General features: G+C 65.2%; 1 protein-coding gene (only partly in view). It reads left to right on the top strand.

The window, feature by feature from the left end; genetic code table 11:
• A protein-coding gene (locus ACZ7GB_RS02620; RefSeq protein WP_472157567.1) for a matrixin family metalloprotease crosses the window boundary here: on the top strand, window positions 1-23,731 show its 3' portion. The gene continues 15,569 nt to the left of window position 1, outside the view; the window shows 23,731 of its 39,300 coding nt (coding positions 15,570-39,300); its start codon lies beyond the left edge, outside the window; the stop codon is at window positions 23,729-23,731.

The raw sequence follows: 23,731 nt of genomic DNA, 5'->3' as shown, positions 1-23,731 counted from the left end.
GATCCCGGATCAGGTCGATCTGCTGACGATCAAGGGCTCGCTGCAATTCGGCTTCAAGGACATCCTCGGCGAGGCCACGCAATTCGCCGTGGTCGAGGAACAGGCCGCGACGCCGACGCAACGCCTCGACGGGCCGAGCGATGGCGGCGTGACCGGTGTCGGCAACTTCAACGAGCGCGCCTATATCGACATCACCTTCCCGACGGTGAACGGTGCGACGGTGGACGCCACTTCGGTCTTCGACCTGACGCCCGAGATCGAGATCACCGGTGGCGATTTCACCCTCGACAACACGCAGGCCCCGGCGCAGGTCGATGCCGACACGTTCCGCTTCTGGCTGACCGGCACGGGCGATGTGAACTCGGTGACCTACACCTTCCTGTTCCAGTCCTGGTCCTACACTGAGACCGCGACCAACCAGACCGTCTATGCGGATGAGGACAACACGACCCAAAGCGGCGATCCGGCGGTCGCGGGGCCGTGGGTCGATATCAAGTTCATTGCCGAGATCGGCGGCGAGATCACCGCCGAGACGCTGGCCGCGATCGCGACCAATGCGGTGGCGCCGTTCAAGCTGTTCAACGACAATGGCGACGAGATCGACATCCTTGGCGCCATCGCGATCGGCGGCGGCAAGGTGCGTTACTTCATCGACACCTCCGATCCGGACCTCACGAACAACCAGCTCGCCGTCGGCGACTACACCGTGCGTTTCACCGCCGATACCTGGGCGAACAACGACAGCCAGACCGGCAAGAACAACACCGCGACGCCGGATGCCGTGTTCTCGGTGGTCGAGCCTGAAGCCTCGCTCAGCGCGCCCTATCAGCTCGATGGTGACGGCTACACGGTCGACGTGAACCTCGCCAATGCCGATCAGCGCATTATCGTGACCTTCGATCCCGCAGGCAGCGGCTCGCTCGATTACGGCTCGATCCTCGATACGAATGACGAGTTCACCCTGACGCGCACCGGTGCTGCGGATGGCTCCACGGTGAATACGGCCGTCGGAATCTCGGATACGCCGGTTCCGGTTGCGATGTTCATGAACGAGGACGGCACGGCGAGCCTGAAGACGCTCGGTCTCGATGCCGAAGGCCGGATCGTCGCCTCCGACAGCGCGGATTATGACCATCCCCTGCCGACGGGGGTCGAACTCTATGCGCTCCTGAAGAAAGAGGGCATCACCCAATTCGCCTATGCCATTACCACCGCGAATTTCGACTTCGCGCCGGGCACCTACACGCTCACCTTTACCGGGGCTTGGGCCGATGCGGCGGGCAATACGGGCGCGACCGGCGACAGCGTGATCACCGTCGAAGGCGCGACCGCGATCATGGTCGATCCGGGTGCGGGCGCTGCGATCGACGTGAACCTGCTCAACGGTCGCAACTATATCGACATCGAGTTCCCGAACGTGCCCGACAGCGATTTCGTCTATGACGCGGCCTCGATCACCGATGGCGGGGCGGAGTTCACGCTGAGCGGCGCGGGCCTCGGCACGGTGCAGATCGACAATGGTGTGGCCCCGGTCCGCGTGGGCGGCACCGACGCGGCCCCGATCTATCGCTACTGGCTGACCGGCAGCTTCGACAGCGGCCAGACCTATGGCGATCTGACCATCTCGGCGGTCGAACAGGGCTGGTCCTACCGCTATTCCGACAGCGCGAACCCGACCACCGACCCGGCGATCAAGAGCGGCGAGGACGGTCTGGGCGTGGTGGCCAATCTCGAGATCACCGAGGGTTCGGTCGAGATCAGCTTCACCAATATTCCGGCGGGCTACACGCTCGACCCGGCTTCGGTGCTCGACCTCGCCGCCGAGTTCACCGTGCAGACCGATACTGTAGAGACTTCGCGCCTGAGCGGCGGCACCTTCCGTGTCGAGCTGGGCGAGGGCGCGCCGGCTTTGCTGCAAAACGATCCGAATGATCCGACGAAGATCTCCTTCATCTACTCGCTGCAGACCTTCATCGATGAGGGCAACCCGGCGGAGCCCGCCTCGCTCACTGGCGAACTCTACCCGCAGACGATCACGCTGGAGTTGGACATCACGTCGATCTCCTTCTTCTCGACCGCGGCGCTGAGCGCCCCGAGCATCGTAGTCAAGAGTGGCTCGACCTACTCCGCCGCCAACGACGCCGCGAACCTGCCGGGCGACCGCACCTATTTCGACATCGCGCTGAGCGGGGCTTATGGCGAGGACATCACCGATCAACTGGCGATCGGCGACGTGACCGTGACCGGCCTGACCATCACCGAGCTGATGGATATGGGTGGCACGATCCGCGTCTTCGCAGACGGCTCGCTCGGCATCGGCAGCCATGACGTGACGCTGGCCGCGAACAGCTTCGGCGATGCGGCCAAGAACCGCGTCCAGACGCTGTCCTTCACCGTCTCTGGCCCGCAGGGTGATCTGGTCGATCCGGCGAATGAGGGCAGCACGGGGCTCGGCGATGTGAATGGCCGCGGCTATGTCGATCTGCATTTCGAGCGCCCGGTGGGCGGCGCGCTCGATGTGGGCTCGATCACCGATCTCGCCCCGGAATTCGCCTTCGGCGGCAGCGGCTCGATCACCTTCGACGACACGTTGGCCCCGGTCTGGCTGAACCCGCAGGCGACCTCGGGCGACTATATCTTCCGCTACTTCACCACCGGCGCTGCTGCGGCCGACACCACGATCTCGCGCATCGCGACTTTCGAGGATCAGCCGACCGTTCTGCGCGCCGATGGCACGGCCGACGATGCGACCGGCCCGGTCTCCTTCGATGCGAGCACGCTTTCGGTGGCCTTCGTCGATGTGCGCTACACGCCGACCTATGGCGACGAGATCGACTTCGGCACACTGGGCGACGAGATCAGCTTCTCGGGCACCGGCGCGAATGGCGTCACCGTTGCCTCGGCGCTGGTCGTGGGCGACGGGCTGACCGTGCGCTACTTCCTCACCGGCAAGTTCACCGCCGGCACTGTGCAGGTCGATTACGCCGCAGCCAGCTTCGGCTCGGGTGCCTATGACAATGACGCGAAGACCCAGAGCTTCCGCCTCGTCCAGCTCGGTGCGAGCCTGACTGACCCGGTCGAAGGCGCCTCGGTGGGGCAGGCGCCCCTGAACGAGCGCGGCTTCATCGACGTCACTTTCGAGCTGCCGAGCTATGCCACCGGCGTCGATCTCGAGAGCATCACCGATGCGGGCGCAGAGGTGATCCTGAGCGCGACCGGCTACACGATCGAAGTCGATGACAGCCAGGCGCCGACCTACATGGGCGACGATGCGAACGGCAATCCGATCTTCCGCATCTGGTACCTCGGCGACTTCGCGGGCTCGAACCTCGACGACAATGTCTCGGTCGAGTTCATCTCGGGCAGCTTCGACTGGATCGGCACCGATGGCGGCACGATCAAGGCGATCACCGCGACCAATAGCGAAGATCTGGTGGTCACGACCGGCCAGATCGGTCTGGGCGCCAGCGCGCCGACGGCGACCTATGTGGCGCTGTCGCTTGGCACGAGCCAGACGCTGACCGATAGCAGCCTCGCGGCCTCCGACTTCACGCTGACCGATATCGACGGCAACTCGATCACGATTACCGGGATCCAAGCCCGTGGTCCCCCAGGCGAGTTCGCTGTGACCTTCGACTCCGCCGACGCCGCCGACGGCGCGGTGCTGACCCTGACCTATGCGGCGGGCGCATGGACCTACGGGGCCGCTGCCTCCGAGGCGATCGATCCGACGACGCTCTCGATCAAGCCCACCGACACCGCTTCCTATATCGACATCACCTTCGACACGCTGGGCGATCCGAGCCTCAACGCGCTCTATGCGATTGACGCGGCCACGATCAACGGCGACGAGTTCACCCTTGGCGGGGCAGGCGGGGCCAATCTCGATCTGCTCGACCTCACCCCGACCGACATGGGTGACGGCACTTTCCGCTATTATGTCTCGCGCGAATTCGGCCTCGGCACGGTCACCGTTTCCTTCAACGAGGGAAGCTGGTCCGACCTGCAGGGCAACGAAGGCGGCGCGAGCCAGCAGAGCTTCCGCGTCATCGACCAGATGCAGGAGGGCGGCCAGCCCGGCGAGGATGCCGACCCGGCCACCACCCGCGTCTTCTTCATCCGCGTCTCGGGCTCGATCACGCTGAATTCGGCGGGCATCGTCGACGAGCCGCTCGTCGAACTGCGCGCGCAGGCCGAACTGACCTTCGGCGATTACATCAAGGCCGACGGCTCCAAAGTCTTCCGCTTCGCGCTCGAAGCCTCGGGCACGATCACGGTCTACAAGCTCGGCAATATCGGCTCGGCGGCGGCGCGCTTCGTGCTGGAGACCGGCGGTATGTCGAGCGGCCTGCCGCAGTTCTGGGGCGTGGCCACCATCCAGCCGAACTTCGAAGCGCTCAACGAATATGGCGTCTGGATCAAGGGCAACGCGACCCTGATGATCAACATGTCGGGCGAAGACAAGGTCGAGACCCTGTCGCTCGAAGGCATCCTCGGCGATCAGCTCGAGCGCATCTCGGGCGGCGACGACGACACGGTGGCCGTGGCCGATCTCGGCGCGCTGCCGAGCCAGGCCAATGAGGGCTTCTACGAGAAGCAGGCCGTCAGCACGCAAGTGCGCGCCACCTTCGCGGAATTCGGTGTCACGCTCAGCTCGGAAGCCAAGATCGAGCTGGTGCGCGAGCTGAACACCCAGTCGCGCTGGCGGATTACGGACGGCGCGAAGAAGTACTTCATCGAGAGCCTCGACGGCACCGCGACGCTGCATTCCGAAGAGCAGACCTACGAGCTGACGCGCAACTCGGTCGTCTTCTATATCGGCGGCGCGATCAAGCTGACCGATCAGAACGCGAACGACCCGGATGTAGACACGAGCGTCAACGTCTATGCCGAGCTGACCGGCGCCTTCTACCTGAAGATTTCGCAAGACCGGGTCGAGGTCTTCGTCGCGGCCGGCGCCAATGTCTTCAACGTGATTTCGGGTCAGGCGGTCGGTCTGCTGATCATCGACTTCGGCACCGCCCCGGGCAGCGCCTTCGGTGTCGCGGGCAGCCTGTCGCTCGAGGTGAGCGTGGGCGATGCCGGCGGCGAGAATACGGACGCGGCGAACAATGCCGGCAGCTTCGGCAATATCGCGGAAGACGTCTTCCGCTTCGAGGCCGAGGTCATCGTGCTCTTCAACACCACCGGCATTACCCAGACCTTCGATGTGCCCGACGCGCTCGTGCCGTTCCTGCCGCCGAATGTTCCGACGACTTTCGAGATCTTCGAGCGTCCGCCGATCCTCGGACAGAACGAACGGGACATGACCAAGGATGCGGGCCCCTATTTCGTGGTCCAGATCAGCGGCTCGGTGACGCTCTTCGACTCGGTCACACTCAACGGCTTCCTGTCCGTCACGGGCACCGGCGACTCGCTGACGATCCAGGGGACGGTTTCCGGCCGGATCGCGAATTTCGGCGCGGTCGAGGGGATGCTCTATCTCGAGGCGAATATCGGCGCGAGTGATCCGGGCGTGGTCGGGCGGGCGCAACTGTCGCTGGTCGGCGGGCTGGAGCTTCCGGGCGTCAGCCTCGGCGGGTCGCTCTCGATCATGCTCGAATTCAACACCTACGCAACGACGCAGGATCGCTACACGATCGTGACGCAGGGCGAATATGACGATCTCGTCGCCAACGGCGATGCGACCGCGACGACCGACGGCACCTTCTATTACGGCACGATCTCGGTCGAGAACGGGCTGTTCCTGAAGGTCACCGGCACGCTGGTCGTCTCGGATGTGATCGAACTGACGGGCGTCTTCACCTTCCGCATCGGCACCGCGCCCGATTTCGAACTGGTCGCGACGCTGGATGTGCAGGCGAAGCTCGTGGGCGTGGCCGAGTTCGGTCTGACCGGCGGTCTCGTGATCGCGGATGGCGGGCTGGTGATCTATGCCGAGATCGATCTCAATATCGACCTCGCGAGCGTCATCACCGTGACTGGCGACGCGACCTTCCAGCTCAACACCTTCTCCAGCGCGCGCACTCTGGAGATCCCGACCATCAATACCAGCGGGCAGGAGAGCACGATCTCGGTCACCGTGGCCTCGGGCTTCAGCCTCGAGATCGTAGGCTCGGTCAACTTCGTTGGCCTCGCGACCGCCTCGGGCCGCGTCTATATCGGCCTCAATGCCAGCGAGTTCCGCGTCGAGTTCGATGTGACCTTCGGCCTAGCCGGGCTCAACATCTCGGCCGCAGGCGGCGCGGTGCTGTTCTTCAACGCCTCCACTGGCGAGCTCGACGGTCTCGCGCTGCTTCTGGATGTCAGCATCAACGCCAATATCGCGCTGGTGATCGACATCGAGGCCAGCGGCAAACTGATGCTCAACACCGTCGGCCGCGACGTGACGATCTCGGGCCGTGTGCTGGAACACAACTCCTTCGTGCTCGATCTCAGCGGTAAGGTCGAGTTCCTGAAGGTTCTCAAATTCGAAGCGGGCTTCCGGATCGAGGTCACGGACAACGCCTGGCGCGTGGACTTCAACGCGAGCATGGACTTCTTCGGTCTCGCCACGATGAGCGTGAACGGCTGGTTCAACTCGAAGGGCTATTTCGACCTCTCGCTGAGCGGTCGCCTCGTGCTGGGCTCGAACAGCTTCGGCCTGACGGGCAACTTCTCGATCCGGGTCTATTACCTCTTCGACGATGCGGCGGATGTCTACAAGCTCGGTGTGTCGGGCTCGGCCTCGGTCTCGCTGCGCGCCTTCAACATCAGCTGGGCCACGGTTTCGATCAGCTTCTCGGCCACCGCGACCGGCACCGGCCGCGTGCCGATCGTGATCTCGGCCAGTGCGAGCGTGAAGGTGCTCTTCGTGAAGGTCTCGGTGAGCATGTCCTTCACCGTGGGCTATGTCGAATTCCCGACCCCGATCTATCTCGCGGGGGATCTGAACGGCGACACCAATTCGGGCACCTACAAGGATTGGGATGACACCTCCACGATCCTCGTGCTGAACATGGGCGACTCGAATACCAAGCGCGGCATCGGCGAAGCGACAGAGGGCGAGACCTATATCATCGAGGCCGTCACCCCGGTCGTGAACGGCGCGCAGACGATCCGCGTGATCTATTCGGGCCGCGAGCAGGTCTTCGAGCACGTCCACGAAATCCGCGGTTATGGCGGCACCGGCGACGACCTGCTGGTCGTGCGCGACGGCGTCGCCGTGCCGATCCTCTTTGTCGGCGGCGCGGGTGTCGATACCGTGGCCTACGAGGGCGACGGTCAGGTTACGATCAACTCGGCCTCTGAGGGCGGCACTGCGGGCGATCTGGGCGATCAGATCAGCATCGGCAGCGGCGTCGCGGTCGGCTCGATCATCTACGGCTCGGGCGCGAATGACCGGATCGTCTCGGATGCGCTGGTGCCGATCACCATCTACGCGCTCGGCGGCGATGACGTGGTGCTGCAAAACGGCACGGGCGTCGCCACGATCTACGGCGGCACCGGCGCGGACCGCCTGATCGGCGGCGCGGCGGCGGATGTGATCAACGGCGAGGGCGGGGCGGACGAGATCGACGGTCGCGGCGGCGCGAACACGATCAACGGCGGCGGCGACAATGACCGCATCTTCCGCAGCCTCGCCTCCGACGGCGTCGAGGTGATCAACGGTGGCGGCGGCACCGACACGATCCTGCTCTACGGCACCGCCAACCCCGACACGGTCACGATCGGTCAGAAGCCCTCTGACTCCGGCATCCTGCAGGCGCTCGACGCCGATGGCAGCGGCTTCGAGGCCGACGGGGTCGAGGGGCTGATCATCCATCTGCTCGGCGGCACCGATACGCTAACGGTCAATCCGCTCGGCCAGACCGATCTGAATACCATGCGCATCGACGACGATCTGGTCGTGGAATCCGCCGATCCCGCGAAGGACGTGGCCGAGATCGACGGCACGAGCGACGGTGTGGCCGATGCGGTGATCTTCAACGGCACCAGCGGCGCCGATACCTTCACGCTGAAGGCGGGTGCAGTGGCCGATCAGGAATTCATCCTCGTCGCCGCCTGGTCGACCGGCACCGTGACCGTCACCTTCGACGACACGATCCGCGCCAAGGGCGACACGCTGCGCATCTCGGCGGCGGGTGGCAATGACAAGATCACCGCCGGCCCGGCCGTGGCGGCGGGCGACCCGGCCAATGCGACGCCGCTGACCAACGACCTGATCGCGCTCACGCTGGAAGGCGAGGGCGGCAACGACCGGATCATCGGCTCGATCTTCAACGACGTGATCGATGGCGGCGAAGGTTCGGATACCGTGACGGGCGGCGAAGGGCTCGATGTCTTCCGCGACACCGACGAGGCAAACGAGACCGACACGCTGATCGAGGTCTTCGCGGGCGAGGATATGGGCCTCTACGAGAACCTGTTCCTCGTCGGCAAGGTCTTCCAGGCGGATGGCTCCACGGCCTATGCGGACGGCACGACCGACAGCGCGATGGTGCCGGGCGACGCCGATCTTTGGAGCACCTCCGGTATCGGCGCGGGCGAGACCACGGTGGAGCGTCTGAACGGCATCTTCGAGGCGGTCGATCTGACCGGCGGGGACGGCGTCAACAACACCTTCGTCGTCAACGACCTGAGCGGCTCGGTCACGGTGGGCGGTCTGGCCATCGGCGTCAGCGCCTTCAACGGCACAGTGACGCTCGACAACAAGGGCTCGGATGCGAGCGGCGATCTGGAGCATTACATCATCGCGGCTCCGCTCGGTTCGGGCTTCACCGTTCATATCACCGACAGCAGCACCACCGACGTGGACAAGCTGGTCTATCTGGGCTCGCAGGGCGACGACTATGTCGCGATGTCGGTGGGCCTGATGGCCGCCTCGCGCTACACCAATGCGGCTGGCAAGGTGCTGGGCGCGGCCGCCGTCAGCATCGATCACAGCAATCTCGACGTGATCGAAGTCGATACCCGCGAAGGCGCCGACGTGATCGCGGTCACCGCGACCGATCTGCCGATCTACATCAACAGCGGCATCGGCGACGACGTGATCAACCTCGGCTCCGCCGCCTCGTCCGAGCCGGGCACCGCCCCGCTGGGCGGCACGCTCTCGGGCATCGCCGCGCTGATCCAGATCGACGCCCATGACACCTATAGCGGTCCGATCCTCGCCGATCGCGGCAATGACACGCTCAACATCGACGACAGCGGCAATACCGGCGCGACCACCGGGGTGATCGGGCTGGAAGATCGCACGGCGGTCGAAGGCTTCATCTTCGTGGATGGCTTCACCGCCGCGAGCGCGGGCATCCGCTACATCGCGCTCGAAAACGTCAATGTCGATCTGGGCGACGGCGTGAACGACGTCACCCTCAAGTCGACCGGCAAGCGCGACGTCACCACGCTCGAGACCCGCGACGGCGCCGATATCATCAAGGTCTTCGCGATCAACGGCCCGACCACGATCGGCACCGGCGCGGGCGACGATGCGGTCACCGTCACCGATGACGACACCGACACGCCGCTGGCCAATGACGGCACGCTGAACGCGATCCTCTTCGGCTACCTGACGATCGATGCGGGCGCGAACGATCCGGTCACCTACGAGGTCGATGGCACCATCGTGAACCATGGTGACACGCTGATCGTGTCCGACGCGGGCGACACGCTGCCCGATCAGGGCGGCTATCTCAGCGGCACCGAGATCGTCGGCCTCGGCATGACGCTGGGCGTGGTCTATGCGGGCTTCGAGGAACTGGAGCTGTCGCTTAGCAACGGCAATAACGGCTTCCACGTCTCCGATACCCATGCGGGCATCACCACGCTGAACACCGGCGACGAGACCGCGACCGGCGATGCCACCTCGGATGCGATCACCATCGAGAAGATCTCGGGCCGCACTTTCCTCAACCTCGGTGCGGGCAATGATCTGGTGCAGGTCAACTACTACGCCGACGGCACCCAGACCTTCCTCAACGGCATCGACGGGTTCGAGCTGGATATCGACGGTCAGGCGGGCAGCGACCTCTATGACATCGGTCTGGCCAGCGCGGGCAACTCCACGATCCGCATCCTCGACACCGGCACCGCCTTCGACGGCATCGACCGCGCCGAAATCCGCGGCACGGACGGGCGCGACCTGTTCCTGTTCCGCGCCAACCAGGACCTCGATGTGGGCGTGGTCGCGGCGCTGCCGATCGCCGAGGACGGCACGATCCTCAACACCGTGGTCGAGCGGGTGGAATACAACTCCGCCATCGACGCCGATCTGCGGGTCTTCGGCCGCGCGGGCAATGACCTCTTCGTCTTCGACGACACGCTCGCGGGCGTTCAGGCCTTCGGCGATGCGGGCGACGACACGTTCCAGATCGGCCAGCTCTTCGCCTCCTTCCGCGACGAGCAGAACCCCTATAACGGCCTGAGCGGCATCGACTATTACGAGACGACGCAGGTCACCGTCGGCTTCCTGTCGAACGGCGTCAGCTTCGACACCACGATCCGCGGCGGCGACGGCGAGGACAGCTTCACCGTCTATTCCAACAAGGCCGAGCTGTTCCTCTATGGCGAAGCCGACGACGACACGTTCCAGGTCCGCTCCTTCGTCCGCGTCGACCCGAACGACCCGGCCGCGCCGTTTACCAACATCAATGGCGGGCAGGGCGCCGACTTCATCCAATACGCGGTGAACGCGCCGGTGCGTATCGACGGCGGCGACGGCTTCGACACGATGACCGTGATCGGCACCGAGATGGGCGACGACTACGTCATCACCAAGAACGGCGTCTATGGCGGCGGGCTGTTCATCTCCTACACCGGCATGGAGAAGCTGGTGGTCGACGCGCTGCAGGGCAACGACACCTTCTTCATCGAGAGCACCTCCGAGGGCGTGCTGCTGGAGATCGTGGGCGGTCTGGGCTCGGATAGCGTGAACCTTGGCGGCTCCGATCTCGACGGTGTCACCGAGGGCGGCGCGATCACCGTCGTGTCGAACGGTCTCAACGGTCACAGCGGTCTGATCCAGACCACGGTCGACAGCACCGATCCGCGCTATCAGGCGATCTGGGCGCAGGATCCGGTCTCGCAGATCAAGGACAATGACGCGCCCGATCTGGTCTTCTTCAACGCCGATGGCGAGGCGGGCTCCAGCGTGCTGCGCGTCTTCGAGGCCGCGACTGCCGATCCGACCATGTCCGTCACCCGTTACGCGATCGCGCTGTCGCGTGCGCCGGACGAAGACGTCTACATCACGATCTCGCCGACGCTGGGCACCGAGGGCGATGTGGCCGCGGGCGCCGAGGGCGTGCTGGTCAACGGCTCGGCCTCGGGCACGGTGCTGCACTTCACGGCGGCCAACTGGGATACGCCGCAATACGTGACCGTCACCGCGATCAACGATCTGGTGGCCGAGGGCCGCGGCATCGTCCAGCTGCGCCATACCGTGACCGAGGGCGACAGCCGCGCCGATGATACCGGCTTCGACAATCTCGCCGTGCCGAACATGCTGGTTGATGTGATCGACGATGAAGTAGCCGAGCTGCTGATCTTCGCGGTCGACAATTCCTCGGCCATCGATCTCGCGGGCGACACGATCGTGGCCGAGGCCGCATTGCTTGCCGCGAATGACCGCTTCGCCGTGATGCTGAGCCGCGCGCCGACCGGCCCGGTGCAGGTGAACTTCGCCGTCGATGGCAATGTGACGCTGTCCTCGAATGTCGTGAACTTCGACGGCTCCAACTGGAACACCGCGAAATTCGTGACGATCACCGCGGTGAACGACAGCGCCGACGAGGGTGTGCATTACGCCCGCATCCAGCCCACGATCTTCGAAGACACGCGCGACGCCTTCCTCGGTGCGACCTATGCGGATGTGGCCGGCGGGGTCGCGGCGAATATCAACCGCGATATCAGCCAGCCGCGCAGCGCCGAGGTGCTCTATACCGCTGCCGATCTGACGATCCTGCGCCCGAATACGGCCGTGGCCGAGATCTACACGCTCACGCTGGGCGGCATCGACTATGTGGTCGGTGTCGGGATCGGCGAAGTGGTGGCGGACCTCTCGACCGTGACCGAGGGCACGATCGTGGTCGATGCGCGCCTCGATCAGACCGCCACCGCCGCGGATATCGCAGATGCCTTCGCGACGCTGGTGAACGCCGACGCCGAGCAGGCTGCAACGATGACGGGCATGGGGGCAACGCGCAGCATCGCGGCGGCGGCGGGCGTCTCCTTCAAGCTCCTGATCGAGACGAGCGATCCCGCGTCCGGCTATCTCTTCACGCCCACCGACGACATCTATGTCTCGATTTCGGGCGACGCGTTCGAGTTCGCGAGCGATGAGCTGAGCGTCGATGCGGCCACCAGCAAGCGCGCCTATGACATCGTGGCCTTCCGCCTCGGCGCGTCGCTGGCCGACGGCACGCTCGCCGCCGATGGCACGTTGGTCGATGGCGCGACCTGGATCATCAAGCTCGACGGGCTGCAGGTTCAGGCGACCGCCGAGTTTGGCGACACCATGAGCGACATCGTCAACAAGCTGGTCGCGCAGTTCGCGGGCGCCGATTACTCGGCTTCGGCGGGCTATCTGCAAGCGACGCTGCTGCCCTCGGTCGAAGGCGCGATCTACTCCAATGCCGGGGCGAAGACCTGGACGATCCTCGTCGATGGTCAGCTCATCAGCTACACCTCGCAATCGGGCGATGAGCTGGGCGGGATCGCGGGCATCTCCGAAGAACTCGCGGCGCAGATCAACGCCGCCAATCTCGGGATCACGGCGGTGGTCGATGCCAATGGCGCGATCACGCTGACCTCGGCCACGGCCTTCTCGCTGCTGCCGCTCGATAGCGATGACGCCTCGATCGCGATCGCGAGCGATGCGAGCCTGACGCCGCCGAGCTACGATCTGGGCGAGATCTTCATCTTCCGCACCCCGGGAGCGGGCGGCATCGAGTCCTTCTCGATCGAAGTGCTGCGCAAGACGAGCCCCGACGCGGCGAACACCCGGACCGGCGGCGCCTATGTCAGCGCGGATGCGGTGAAGTCGCAGACCCATTGGCAGCTTGCCCGCATCGCCTTCGCGGCGCCGCTGACCCCGATCGTGATCCCCGAGGGCACGAGCCTCGCCTATGAGATCGGCACCAACATCACCAATGCCGAACTCGCGCAGCAGTTCACGCCCTACAGCTATGTCGTGGGCAGCAACGGCGACAATCTCGCGCCCGCGCCGCTCGACGTCACCGTGCTCGATGACGACGCGCCGACGGTGGAGATCATCCAAACCGGTGGTTCGACCGATCTGGCCGAGCGGGCGCCGGGCGATGTGCAGGTCGTGGACAGCTTCTCGGTCGTGCTGACCGGTGCGCTGAGCGGCGACAACACGGTCCGCGTCGATGTGACCCCGCTGCCGACCCGCACCTACAATTCGCAAGAGGCGTTCAACGCGGATGCGAACTTCGGCGAGAACGAACTTGTGCAGGTTCAGGTCGCTGCCCCGCTTGCAGCCCTGTCGCTGGCAGGGGAGGCGGTCGCGGGTGAGACCTGGCAGGTAACCCTGTTCAACGATGTGGACCTGCGCGCTGGCGCCCAGACGGTCGGCTACACGGTTCAGGCGGGCGACGATCTGGATGCGGTGGCGGCAGGACTGATCGACGCGATCAACGGGGTCTCCGGCTACAACGCCACGCTGACCGCCGATGGTGCGATTGAAATCTCGGTCGATGCCAGCGCGAGCTTCACCCGCTTCTTCGTCGAGGTTGGCATCGCGGGCGACAGCCAGGGCAGCATCGACACCCGCACCGTGCAGGACTTCAACTTTGCCAATGTCCTCGAATTCGAGATGATGGGCGTGCCTGCGGCGGGCGAGGTCTGGACGGTCAACTTCGACGGCCAGAGCTTCTGGCATACCGTTAGCGCCGGGCAGTCGCTGTCGAACATCGCTGCCGCGCTGGGTGCCCAGATCAATCTCGCGAATGATGCGGCCACCGCGAATGGCGATCCGCGCGCCTATGAGGTGATCGTCGATGGTCGCGTGATCTCGATCCGCGAGCTGGCCGATCCGGCGGCGGATTACGCGGCCTCGGCCTCGGTCAGCGGCCAGAAGGCCGGCGAGATCGCGGCGCGTCAGTTCGTCGAGTTCGATAACACCAACTGGATGACCCCGCAGCAGATCACCGTGATCGCGATCGACGATGCGATCGTGGATGGCGGCGACGCGCAGGTCTTCGGCGCCTTCAACGACCGCGTGAATTCGATCCGCGGCCCGGTTTCGATCATCGGTGGCGAGAGCGATACCGACGTGTCGCTGCGCGTGCCGGTGCTGCTGCCGGGCGAGACGAACATTCCGCTCGCCGATGGCGTGACCGGGACGGTGACCGGTGGCGGCACGGTGATCACCATCGATCCCGAAGAGCTGACCCATGTGAACGGCGATTACGGCGAGCGTCCGGGCTTCGATCCGCGCATCAACGACACCGCCACGATCTACGACATCGCGACCATCGATCCCGATGGCACGCTGAGCGGCCGTGTCGATGTCGCGAGCGTCTCGGAAGATATCCTCTCGCTCGTCAACGATGCGGGTATGACGCTCTCGCTGATGGTCGGTACGCAGGATGCGGTCGAGGCGGGCTATGTCTGGTTCTTCGGTACCCCCGATCAGAGCGATCTGTCGCTGATCGACTGGCTGACGGCTTCGGTCGATCTGGTGGGCGATGTGGCCGCCTTCGAGACCGTGACCGTGACGCTCGACGGCACCGACTTCAGCTACACGCCGGATACGGAACACGCCTACCGCTCGATCGTGCTGCGCGAACTGGCCGCTCTGATCGACGCCTCGACCGAATACGAGGCGGTGGCGACCGTGAACCTGCTGGGCGAGACCCGCCTGCATGTGAAGCGCGCCGATGCGGCCGCCTTCGATATCGCGGTGACCAACTATGCCGGTCTGACCTCGACCATCGGCGGCGCGCCGGTGCAGAGCCTCTATAACGACGCGAATATCCACTGGACCGCGGCCGCGTTCCACCTGATCCAGCCGCCGGTGAGTGGCGCGACTTGGGCGCTGACGATCAACGGTGCGGCTACGCCGGCCTCGGTCACCTCCGATGGCAGCTTCGGCTCGGTCACCCAAGGGTTGGCGGCGCGGATTTCCTCGGTCTATGCGCCGGTCGTCTCGGGCAGCCAGATGGTGCTGGAGAGCACGCCGCCGGAAGGGTTCGACACCGATCCGGGCGCGCTCATCACCTACGCGCCGGTCAATCCGAACCTGCGCGTGGACGAGGCCGAGCAGATCGACACGCTCACCGTCTTCAACAACGAGAGCCCGGCCATCGACAGCGGCGTGCTGACCGAGAACCATCTCTCGGGTCTGGGCATGGGCGGCGACACCTATATCGGCGGCGAGCTGATCGCGGGCGGTGTCAGCTATACCGGCCTCGAAGTGGTCGACATCCGTCTGGGTCGCAATGTGGATAACTTCACGGTCGAGAGCACCCATCGCGGCAAGACCATCATCGACAGTGCCGACGGCAATGACGTGATCTATGTGAAGACCACTGCCGGTCACACGATCATCCGCACCGGCAACGGCGACGATCAAGTCTATGTCGGCTCCGATCAGGGCGTGGTCGACCAGATCACCGGTCTTCTGATCGTCGATATGGGCGCGGGCGAGAATGACCGTCTGTTCCTCGATGACAGCGCCGACCTGAACGACAATGTCCTCGTGCTGGACGGCGCACGCGTGGCCGGGCTCGATATGCCCTCGGTGGCCGAGCGTATCCAGATCGAGACCCGCGGCACCGGCGGCAGCTTCACGCTGGCTCTGCCGGATGGCACGCCGGTCACGGTGGCCTTCGACGCGGATGCCGCGGCGATGAAAGCGGCGATCGATACGGTCTTTGCCGATTACGGCACCGATGCCGAGGTGAGCGTCGAGGCGACCGATAGCGGCTATATCTACACCGTCATCTTCGGCGGCCCGACCGGTGGCGTCGATCTGCCCGACCTGATCGTCGATGCGAGCGGCATCACCAGCGACGCGAACACCACCGCCAATATCGAGGTGACCGAAGTCATCAAGGGCACCACCGATCCGGGCCTGAACCAGATGCAGGCGATCACCATCGCAGCCCAGGGCGGCACCTTCACGCTGGCCTTCATGGTGCCGGATGTGCTGGGCAACATGGATCTGCGCATCTCCGACCCGATCGCCTATGACGCGACGGCCGAAGAGATCGCCGCGATCCTCGAGCCGATCCTGAACCCGAATAACAGCCGTCCGTTCCTGCCCTACACCAAGAACTTCGCGGTCGACCGCTTCGGCGACACGATCTACCTGACCTTCCAGGGCGCGCTGGCCCAGACCACGGTCGAGGCTGTCGATACGCGCGGCCTGACCGGCGATGTGCTGGAGGCGCGCATCGATATCGCCGAGCCGAGCGCGGGCGACACCTTCACCATCGATCTGACCGATCTCGCGACGCCGCTGTTCGACGATGCCTTCCCGGGCGACTTCGCGCTCTCCTCCTTCGCCTATACCGCGCTGGCAGGTGACACGGCGGCGGATGTGGCGGCGGCGCTGGCAGCCCAGATCATGGATGCGCAGGGTCCGAACATCATCGCCCATGTCGAGGGCACGGTGCTCGTGATCACCTCGCGCTCGGGCGAGCGGATCTCGGTCGTGGTCAATGGCGGCGACCCGGCGCTCGACTATCTGCTCGGCCCGCTGGGCATCCAAACCGATCTGGCCAAGCTCGAGACCCGGATGGACGGTGTCGATTACTACGGTGTCGAATATCTCGAGATCGGGATGGGCGCGGGCAATGACGTGATCAACGTGCGCGGCACCACGGCCCATACCACCCTGAACCTCGGTGCAGGCGACGAGCGGATCTATGTCTCCTCCGAGGCGGGCTTCGGGCTCGACACCGACACGACCTTCCTGACCGGCCATCTGCTGAACATCAAAGGCATGCTCAACATCGAAGCGGGCACCGGCCGTCACAAGCTGATGATCTCGGATGAGGCGACGGTGCAGGGCGACGGCACCACCGATCTGCGCGCTGAGATCACCGATGACCGCGATGCCGCGCTGGCCGCGGCCACCGCCTGGGGCGACGATACCGAGCTGTCGAGCGTCAACGAGATCTTCGTCGTCGGCATCGCGCCCGCGCCGATCACCTATGGCGCGGATGCGGCGGGCAACTTCCTCGGCGGCATCACCTACTGGACCGGCTTCGGCGCGGATGCGATCGCCATCGACGGCACCCACGCACGCGATATCGAAGGCAGCCGCGAGCTGACGGTTCTGAACACTGGCCTCGGCAATGACGATGTGACTGTCGATCTGCAGGCGGGCGAGGACGGGGCCTTCGTGCTCAACACCCAAGGCCCGCACGACGCCAATTACGCGCCCGATTGGGGCTATGCCCGCGACTATCTGGAATTCGCCGATGACGATATCGTCGATGCCGCCCTCAGCACGCTGCCGCTGATCATCTTCGGCGGGCAGGGCGATGACCGCATCACGTCCGGTCTGGCGAATGACATCGTCTTCGGTGATCGCGGCCGGATCGACTACCTCACCGCGGATGGCACGGGCTATGCGCTCAAGCTCGGCTCGGGCGGCCCGGATCACGTCAATGACGGCACCGATGTCGCGCCGACGCTGATCTACACGATCGACCCCACCATCGGCGGTGCGGACACGATCACCACGCTTGGCGGCGACGATATCGTGCTGGGCGGCGTCAACGGCGACACGATCACCACCGACGGCGCGACCGATAGCGGCATGGATATCGTAATCGGCGACAGCGGCTTCATCGACTACGTCTCGGCTGACGGCGACCGCACCGATATCGACGAGATCGCCACCACCGCCGAGACCTATGGCGGCTCCGACCGGATCGTGACGGGTCTAGGCGACGATATCGTGCTCGCCGGTGAAGATGGCGAGACGATCATTGACGCGCTGATCGACGGCACCCGCTCGCGCGACCGCGAAACCATCGCCGCGACGATCCTCGCCGAAGGGCAGCAGATCGCGGGTGACTATGTCGACGCAGGCCAGGGCGACAATATCGTGCTGGGCGACAACGGCCGGATCGTGGCCGCGACGGATGACGCTCCGCGCTTCGGCACGCAGCCGTTCACGCTCGGCCGGATCGAGACCACCACGCCCGAGATCGGCGGCGATGACGTGATCCTTGCGGGCATCGGCTTCGATATCGTGCTGGGCGGCACGGCGGGTGACGTGATCCGCGTGGCCGAGGGCGAGGTGTATGACGTTGCCTTGGGCGATACGACCCTGCGCGATGCGGGCAATATCGTCCTCGGCGACAATGGCTATATCGACTGGGTCAAGGCGGATGGCGATGCCTCCGACATCGACGAGATCGCCTCGACCGCCGAGGCGATCGGCGGGGCCGACTGGATCGTGACCGGCGGCGGCGACGATATCGTCATCGCGGGCGTCGACGGCGGGGCTCTGAGCGTCGATTGGGGTGATGGCGAGACCGTCATCTCGGGCGACTACGTGAACGCGAGCCAGGGCGACAACATCGTGCTGGGCGACAACGGCCGGATCGTGGCCGCCGAGGACAACGCTCCGCGCTTCGGCACCCAAGCGATCACTCTGGGCTGGATCGAGACCACCGCGCCCGAGGTTGGCGGCGATGACGTGATCCTTGCGGGCATCGGCTACGATATCGTGCTCGGCGGAGCTGGCGGCGACGCGATCAATGTGAAGATCGACGAGGTCTATGCCGCGACCGACACGGCGACCACGTTGCATGACGCGGGCAATATCGTGATCGGCGATACCGGTTTCATCGACTGGGTCGGCCTCGACAATAACGCGACCGATATCGACGAGATCGCGACCACCGAAGATCGCTATACCGACACCGGTGCGATGATCGGCGGCAACGATCTGATCGCCACCGGCGCGGGCCGCGACTTCATCATCGGCGGCACGGCGGATGACACGATCTTCGCAGGCGCGGGCAACGATCTGGTCTTCGGCGATCACGGCCGGATCGTGGCGCAGCCGGGCGGTGGCGTGGATGCCGACCTGCTGCCGCTGAACCTGACCGAGCTGACCACGCAGTTCGACTTCTACTCGATCCTGCGCAGCGAGTTGGACGGCGGCGGGCGCGACATGATCTTCGCCGAGGATGGCGCGGATATCGTGCTGGGCCAGCAGGGCGCCGACGTGATCTATGGCGGCAACGGCGACGACGATCTGATCGGCGGCCATAACCGTCCGGGCGGCGATGATGGTGCGGACCGCATCGACGGCAACGGTGCGGTGCTGTTCGAGGATCGCCCGGTGATCAGCGCCTGGTTCGATCTGGACGCGCAGGCGCTCGACCCGAATGCGACCGACAATGACGTGATCCTTGGCGACAATGGCATCGTGATCCGCACCGACGCGGCCGAGAGCCTGCGCTTCCGGATGCTCGCCGATGGCACGCTGACGATCTATGACGATGCCGATGACGGCACCGGCTCGAACGCAGGGGCCACGGCGCAGAATAACCCGACCGGCGTGGAAGAGCGGCTGATCGCCCTCTTCGATCACACCGACGCGAACGAGGCGACCCGGACCGACCTCTATGGCGCGGATTACCTCGCAGGCGGCGCGGATGACGATGTGATCTTCGGCCAGCTTGGCGACGATGCGATCCAGGGCGACGGCTCGGCCACGTTCCGCGGCCTTGCGCTCACCACCGCCTATGACGCGACCGATAACGGCTACGCCACGCGCCTTGCCGACGGCACGCTCAGCGTGAACCCGACCCGCAGCATCGACGCGGCGCGCGACGGCGACGACTATATCGAGGCCAATGGCGGCAACGACATCGTGTTCGGCGGGCTCGGTCAGGACGACATCATCGGCGGCTCCTCGGATCTCTACATCCATGATGCGCGCGCGACCGGCGAGGGCTTCAGCCTCGATCTGCTGGCAACGGTGAATGTCGATGAGACCTTCCGTCCCGACGGCGCCGATATGCTCTTCGGCGGGCAGGGCGATCCGGTGACGCTGAGCCGCAACGATTACGGTCAGAGTGGCGCCAATGCTCATGCCCGCGACGCCGATGTGATCCTTGGCGACAACGGCCGCATCCTGCGTCTGGTCGGTGCGACCGGGTTCCTCGGCTTCAACTACGACACGCTCGATCCGGTGCGGACCTCGGGCACCGTCATCGGCGGCGCGGACCATTCCGACGCCTGGCTGGTGGTGCGTGCGGTCGAGCTGCTCGATTATCACACCGGCGGCCCGGATGTCTGGGGCGCGGATGCGCTGGCCGACAATGGCGGCGCGGATGAGATCCATGGCGAGGGCGGCGACGACGCGATCTACGGCATGCGCGGAAATGACGTGCTCTATGGCGAAGGTCAGGGCGACGATCTGATCGGCGGCTGGGGCCATGACTGGATCTCGGGCGGCACCGGTCAGGACGGCGTGCTGGGCGACGATGGCCGGATCTGGACCTCGCGCAACGATCGTGGCTATGGCGAGCCGCTCTACGGTGTCGCGCCGGTCAGCCCGCAGACGATCTCGACCCCGGGCAAGATCCAGCAGGCCGATATCAACGTCCAAGGCGCGCTGAAGAAGGCCGTGAACCTGACGCCCTTCTTCCTGACCGCCGATGGCCAGACCGGCGATCCGCTGCAGGACCCGGTCTATGCCGACGACATCATCTACGGCGGTCTGGGCGATGACTTCCTGCATGGCGGCGCGGGCGACGATCTGGTCTCGGGCGCCGAGGCGCTGGCCGAGGCTTGGTATCTCGCCTATCCGAACGACGCGCTGGCGCCGGGTGTGGCGGGCGTGCTGGTGCGCTCGGATTACACGGTGCCGTTCTGGTCCGCCGATCCCACGGCCACGCAGGGCAATGCGCTGGGTTACAACGCCTTCTACGCGGGCGAGTTCGCGGCCTATGACGAATACAACCCGCGCGATGTGATCGTGATCGACGCCGCTGGCCATTACGTCTCGCTCTCCGAGGCGACCGACGGTCTGATCTTCTTCGCGAGCTTCGATCCGGCCGATCCGGGCGCGCCGCAGGTCGGTACGCTCGAGCAGGATGGCAGCCCGGTCTATAGCGACGGCAATGACGTGATCTTCGGCGATCTGGGCAATGACTGGCTCGTCGGCGGCACCGGGCGCGACCATGTCTATGGCGGCTGGGGCGACGACTTGATCGATGTCGATGACGACCACACCCGCGACGCGGATGGCTCGGCCCTGGGCGCGAACGATACGCCCGACACGTCGTCGAGCTATGAGGACATCGTCTATGGCGGTGCCGGGCGCGACATCATGATCGGCAATACCGGTGGCGATCGCCTGATCGACTGGGTGGGCGAGTTCAACAGCTACATCGTGCCCTTCGCACCCTTCGGTGCCTTCACGATCTCCCGTGCGCTGGCCCCGCAGATCCAGGAGTATCTCTACGATCTCTCGGCCTCCGACGGCGCCGATCCGACCCGCGCGGCCGATACCGGCGACTACAACGCCGACCGCAACGGCGAGCCGTGGGGCGAGCTGGGGCTGGTGATGCAGAAGGACGATGCGTGGCAGGATCAGACCGGCGCGCCGAACGATCCGCAGCCGGGCAACATTCCGGGCGGTCGCCGTGACGTGCTGCGCTCGGCCGACTTCAACGGCAATGGCGGCGGCAAGGACGCGCAGGGCTTCGCCGCCGATAGCGGGGTCTGGACGGTCGAGGGCGGCGCCTTCGCGGTGAGCCCGGAGAGCCTTGGCGGCGATGCGGTCTCGGTCTTCTATATCGGCGACGCGCTGCCCAGCTATTTCGAGATGAAGGCGACCATCGTCGGCGGCAAGCCCACGGCGGGCCTGAAGTCGAACGCCTATTTGATCTTCGACTACCAGTCGCCGACCGACTTCAAATTCGCCGGTGTGAACATCTCGACCGACAAGTTCGAGATGGGTATCCGCACTGCCGATGGCTGGATCGTGCTGGAGCAGACCCCGGTTCAGGCCAAGCCCGACACGCCCTATAACCTGCTGCTCGCGATCAACGGGCTGACGGCGACGCTGGTGATCGACGGGCAGGAGTACTTCACCCATGTCTTCGATGCGCGGGTCGATCAATACGGCGTCACCCACGGGCTGAACTCCGGCTATGTCGGGATCGGCGCGCAGAACTCGGTGACCAAGCTCGACAATATCGCGGTGCAGGTGCTGCCGCCGGAATTCACTCTCGATGAGACCGAGGACTTCTCGGACGGCATCGCGGATCGCTTCGCCACCGATACCGCTTGGCAGATCAACGCGGGCGCGCTGGATGCCCAGCCCGCCGGTGTGCCCGCCATCGCACTGTCCGATCTGGTGATTGCGGAGACCTCCGTGACGCGGCTTGCAACCCAGATCGAGACCAACGGTCGCGCGGGCTTCGTCTTCGACAGCTACACAGACGGGCGCTACAAATATGCCGTTATCGATGCCGCCAATGACCGCGTCTCGATCGGCTATTACACGCATCGCGACGGCTTCGTGGAAACCGCGAGCTACGACATCGCCATTGACGGCAGCCAGTCCAACAAGCTCGAGATCACGCTCGCCCGCAGCACGGTCAGCCTCGCGCTGAACGGCCATGAAGTGCTGGGCCATGCCTTCTACGCCCCGGTTGCGGATGGTGCGGTCGGTCTGATGGCCTTCGATGCGGCGAGCTTCGACGATGTGCGTCTCGCCACGAACGACCCGGCCTATTTCACGCCCGACACCGGCTCGCTGATCTACGACTACAATTCCGCCGGTCCCATCGCGATCGCAGATCAGGGCGTGACGACGCAGAGCCTCTATGTCGGCTCGGATGTGGTGATCGCCGATCTCGACGTGACGCTGAGCCTGACCCATGAGCGGCTGAGCGACCTGACCGTGACGCTGATCGCGCCCGATGGCACGCGGATCGAGCTGTTCGCGGCGCTTGATGGCACGGCGATCGACACGCGCTTCGACGATGCGGCCGCCGATAGCATCACCGGCGCGGCGGCACCTTACGGCGTGACCTATCGCCCGGCAGGCGATCTGGCGTCGCTCGAGGGCAAGATGTCGGGCGGGGTCTGGACGCTGGAGATCGTAGACGGGGCGAAGCGCAAGACCGGCACGCTGGAAAGCTGGTCGCTGACGATCGAAGCGGGGCAGGCGCTCCATGCAGTCTCGGTCGCGGAGGTGCCGGAGGGTGCGGTGCTCGATGAAGACATGCTGGCCGCAGCCCGGGCGCAGGCGCTCGAAGAGATCGCGCAGGAGCTGGGCCTGAGTGCCGAAGAGATCGCCAAGCTGGAAGCGGTGCAGATTTCCATCGCCTCGCTCGACGGCACGCTTCTGGGCTATACGGCCGAGGGCGCGATCACGCTCGACGCGGATGGGGCAGGGCATGGCTGGTCGCTCGATGGCAGCGAAGGGCTGAACCTCGTCGATGCGCTCAAGCATGAGTTCGGGCATATCCTCGGGTTGGCTGACGATAGCGACGCGGCCACCTGGATGGACCCGACCCTCGCGGCTCAGGACACCACGCCCGCGGCCAACCCTGTGCCGAACACCCCGAATGATACCGCTTCCGAGACGGCGACTGACACAGCCACGCAAGGCACCGCGCCCAGCGACACCACCGCAGCCCCGAGCCCTGCGCCGGTTACCGAGCCTGAACTGGCAACAACGACCCCGACTCGAGGCAATTCAGGCCAAACGGGTAAACAATCGCGCAATGCAAAAGGCTGA

The sequence above is a fragment of the Thioclava sp. PTB-PU3-1 genome, assembly GCF_055666785.1.
The sequence above is the reverse complement of the archived record's forward strand: the minus strand, read 5'-3'. Positions and strand labels throughout refer to the sequence as shown.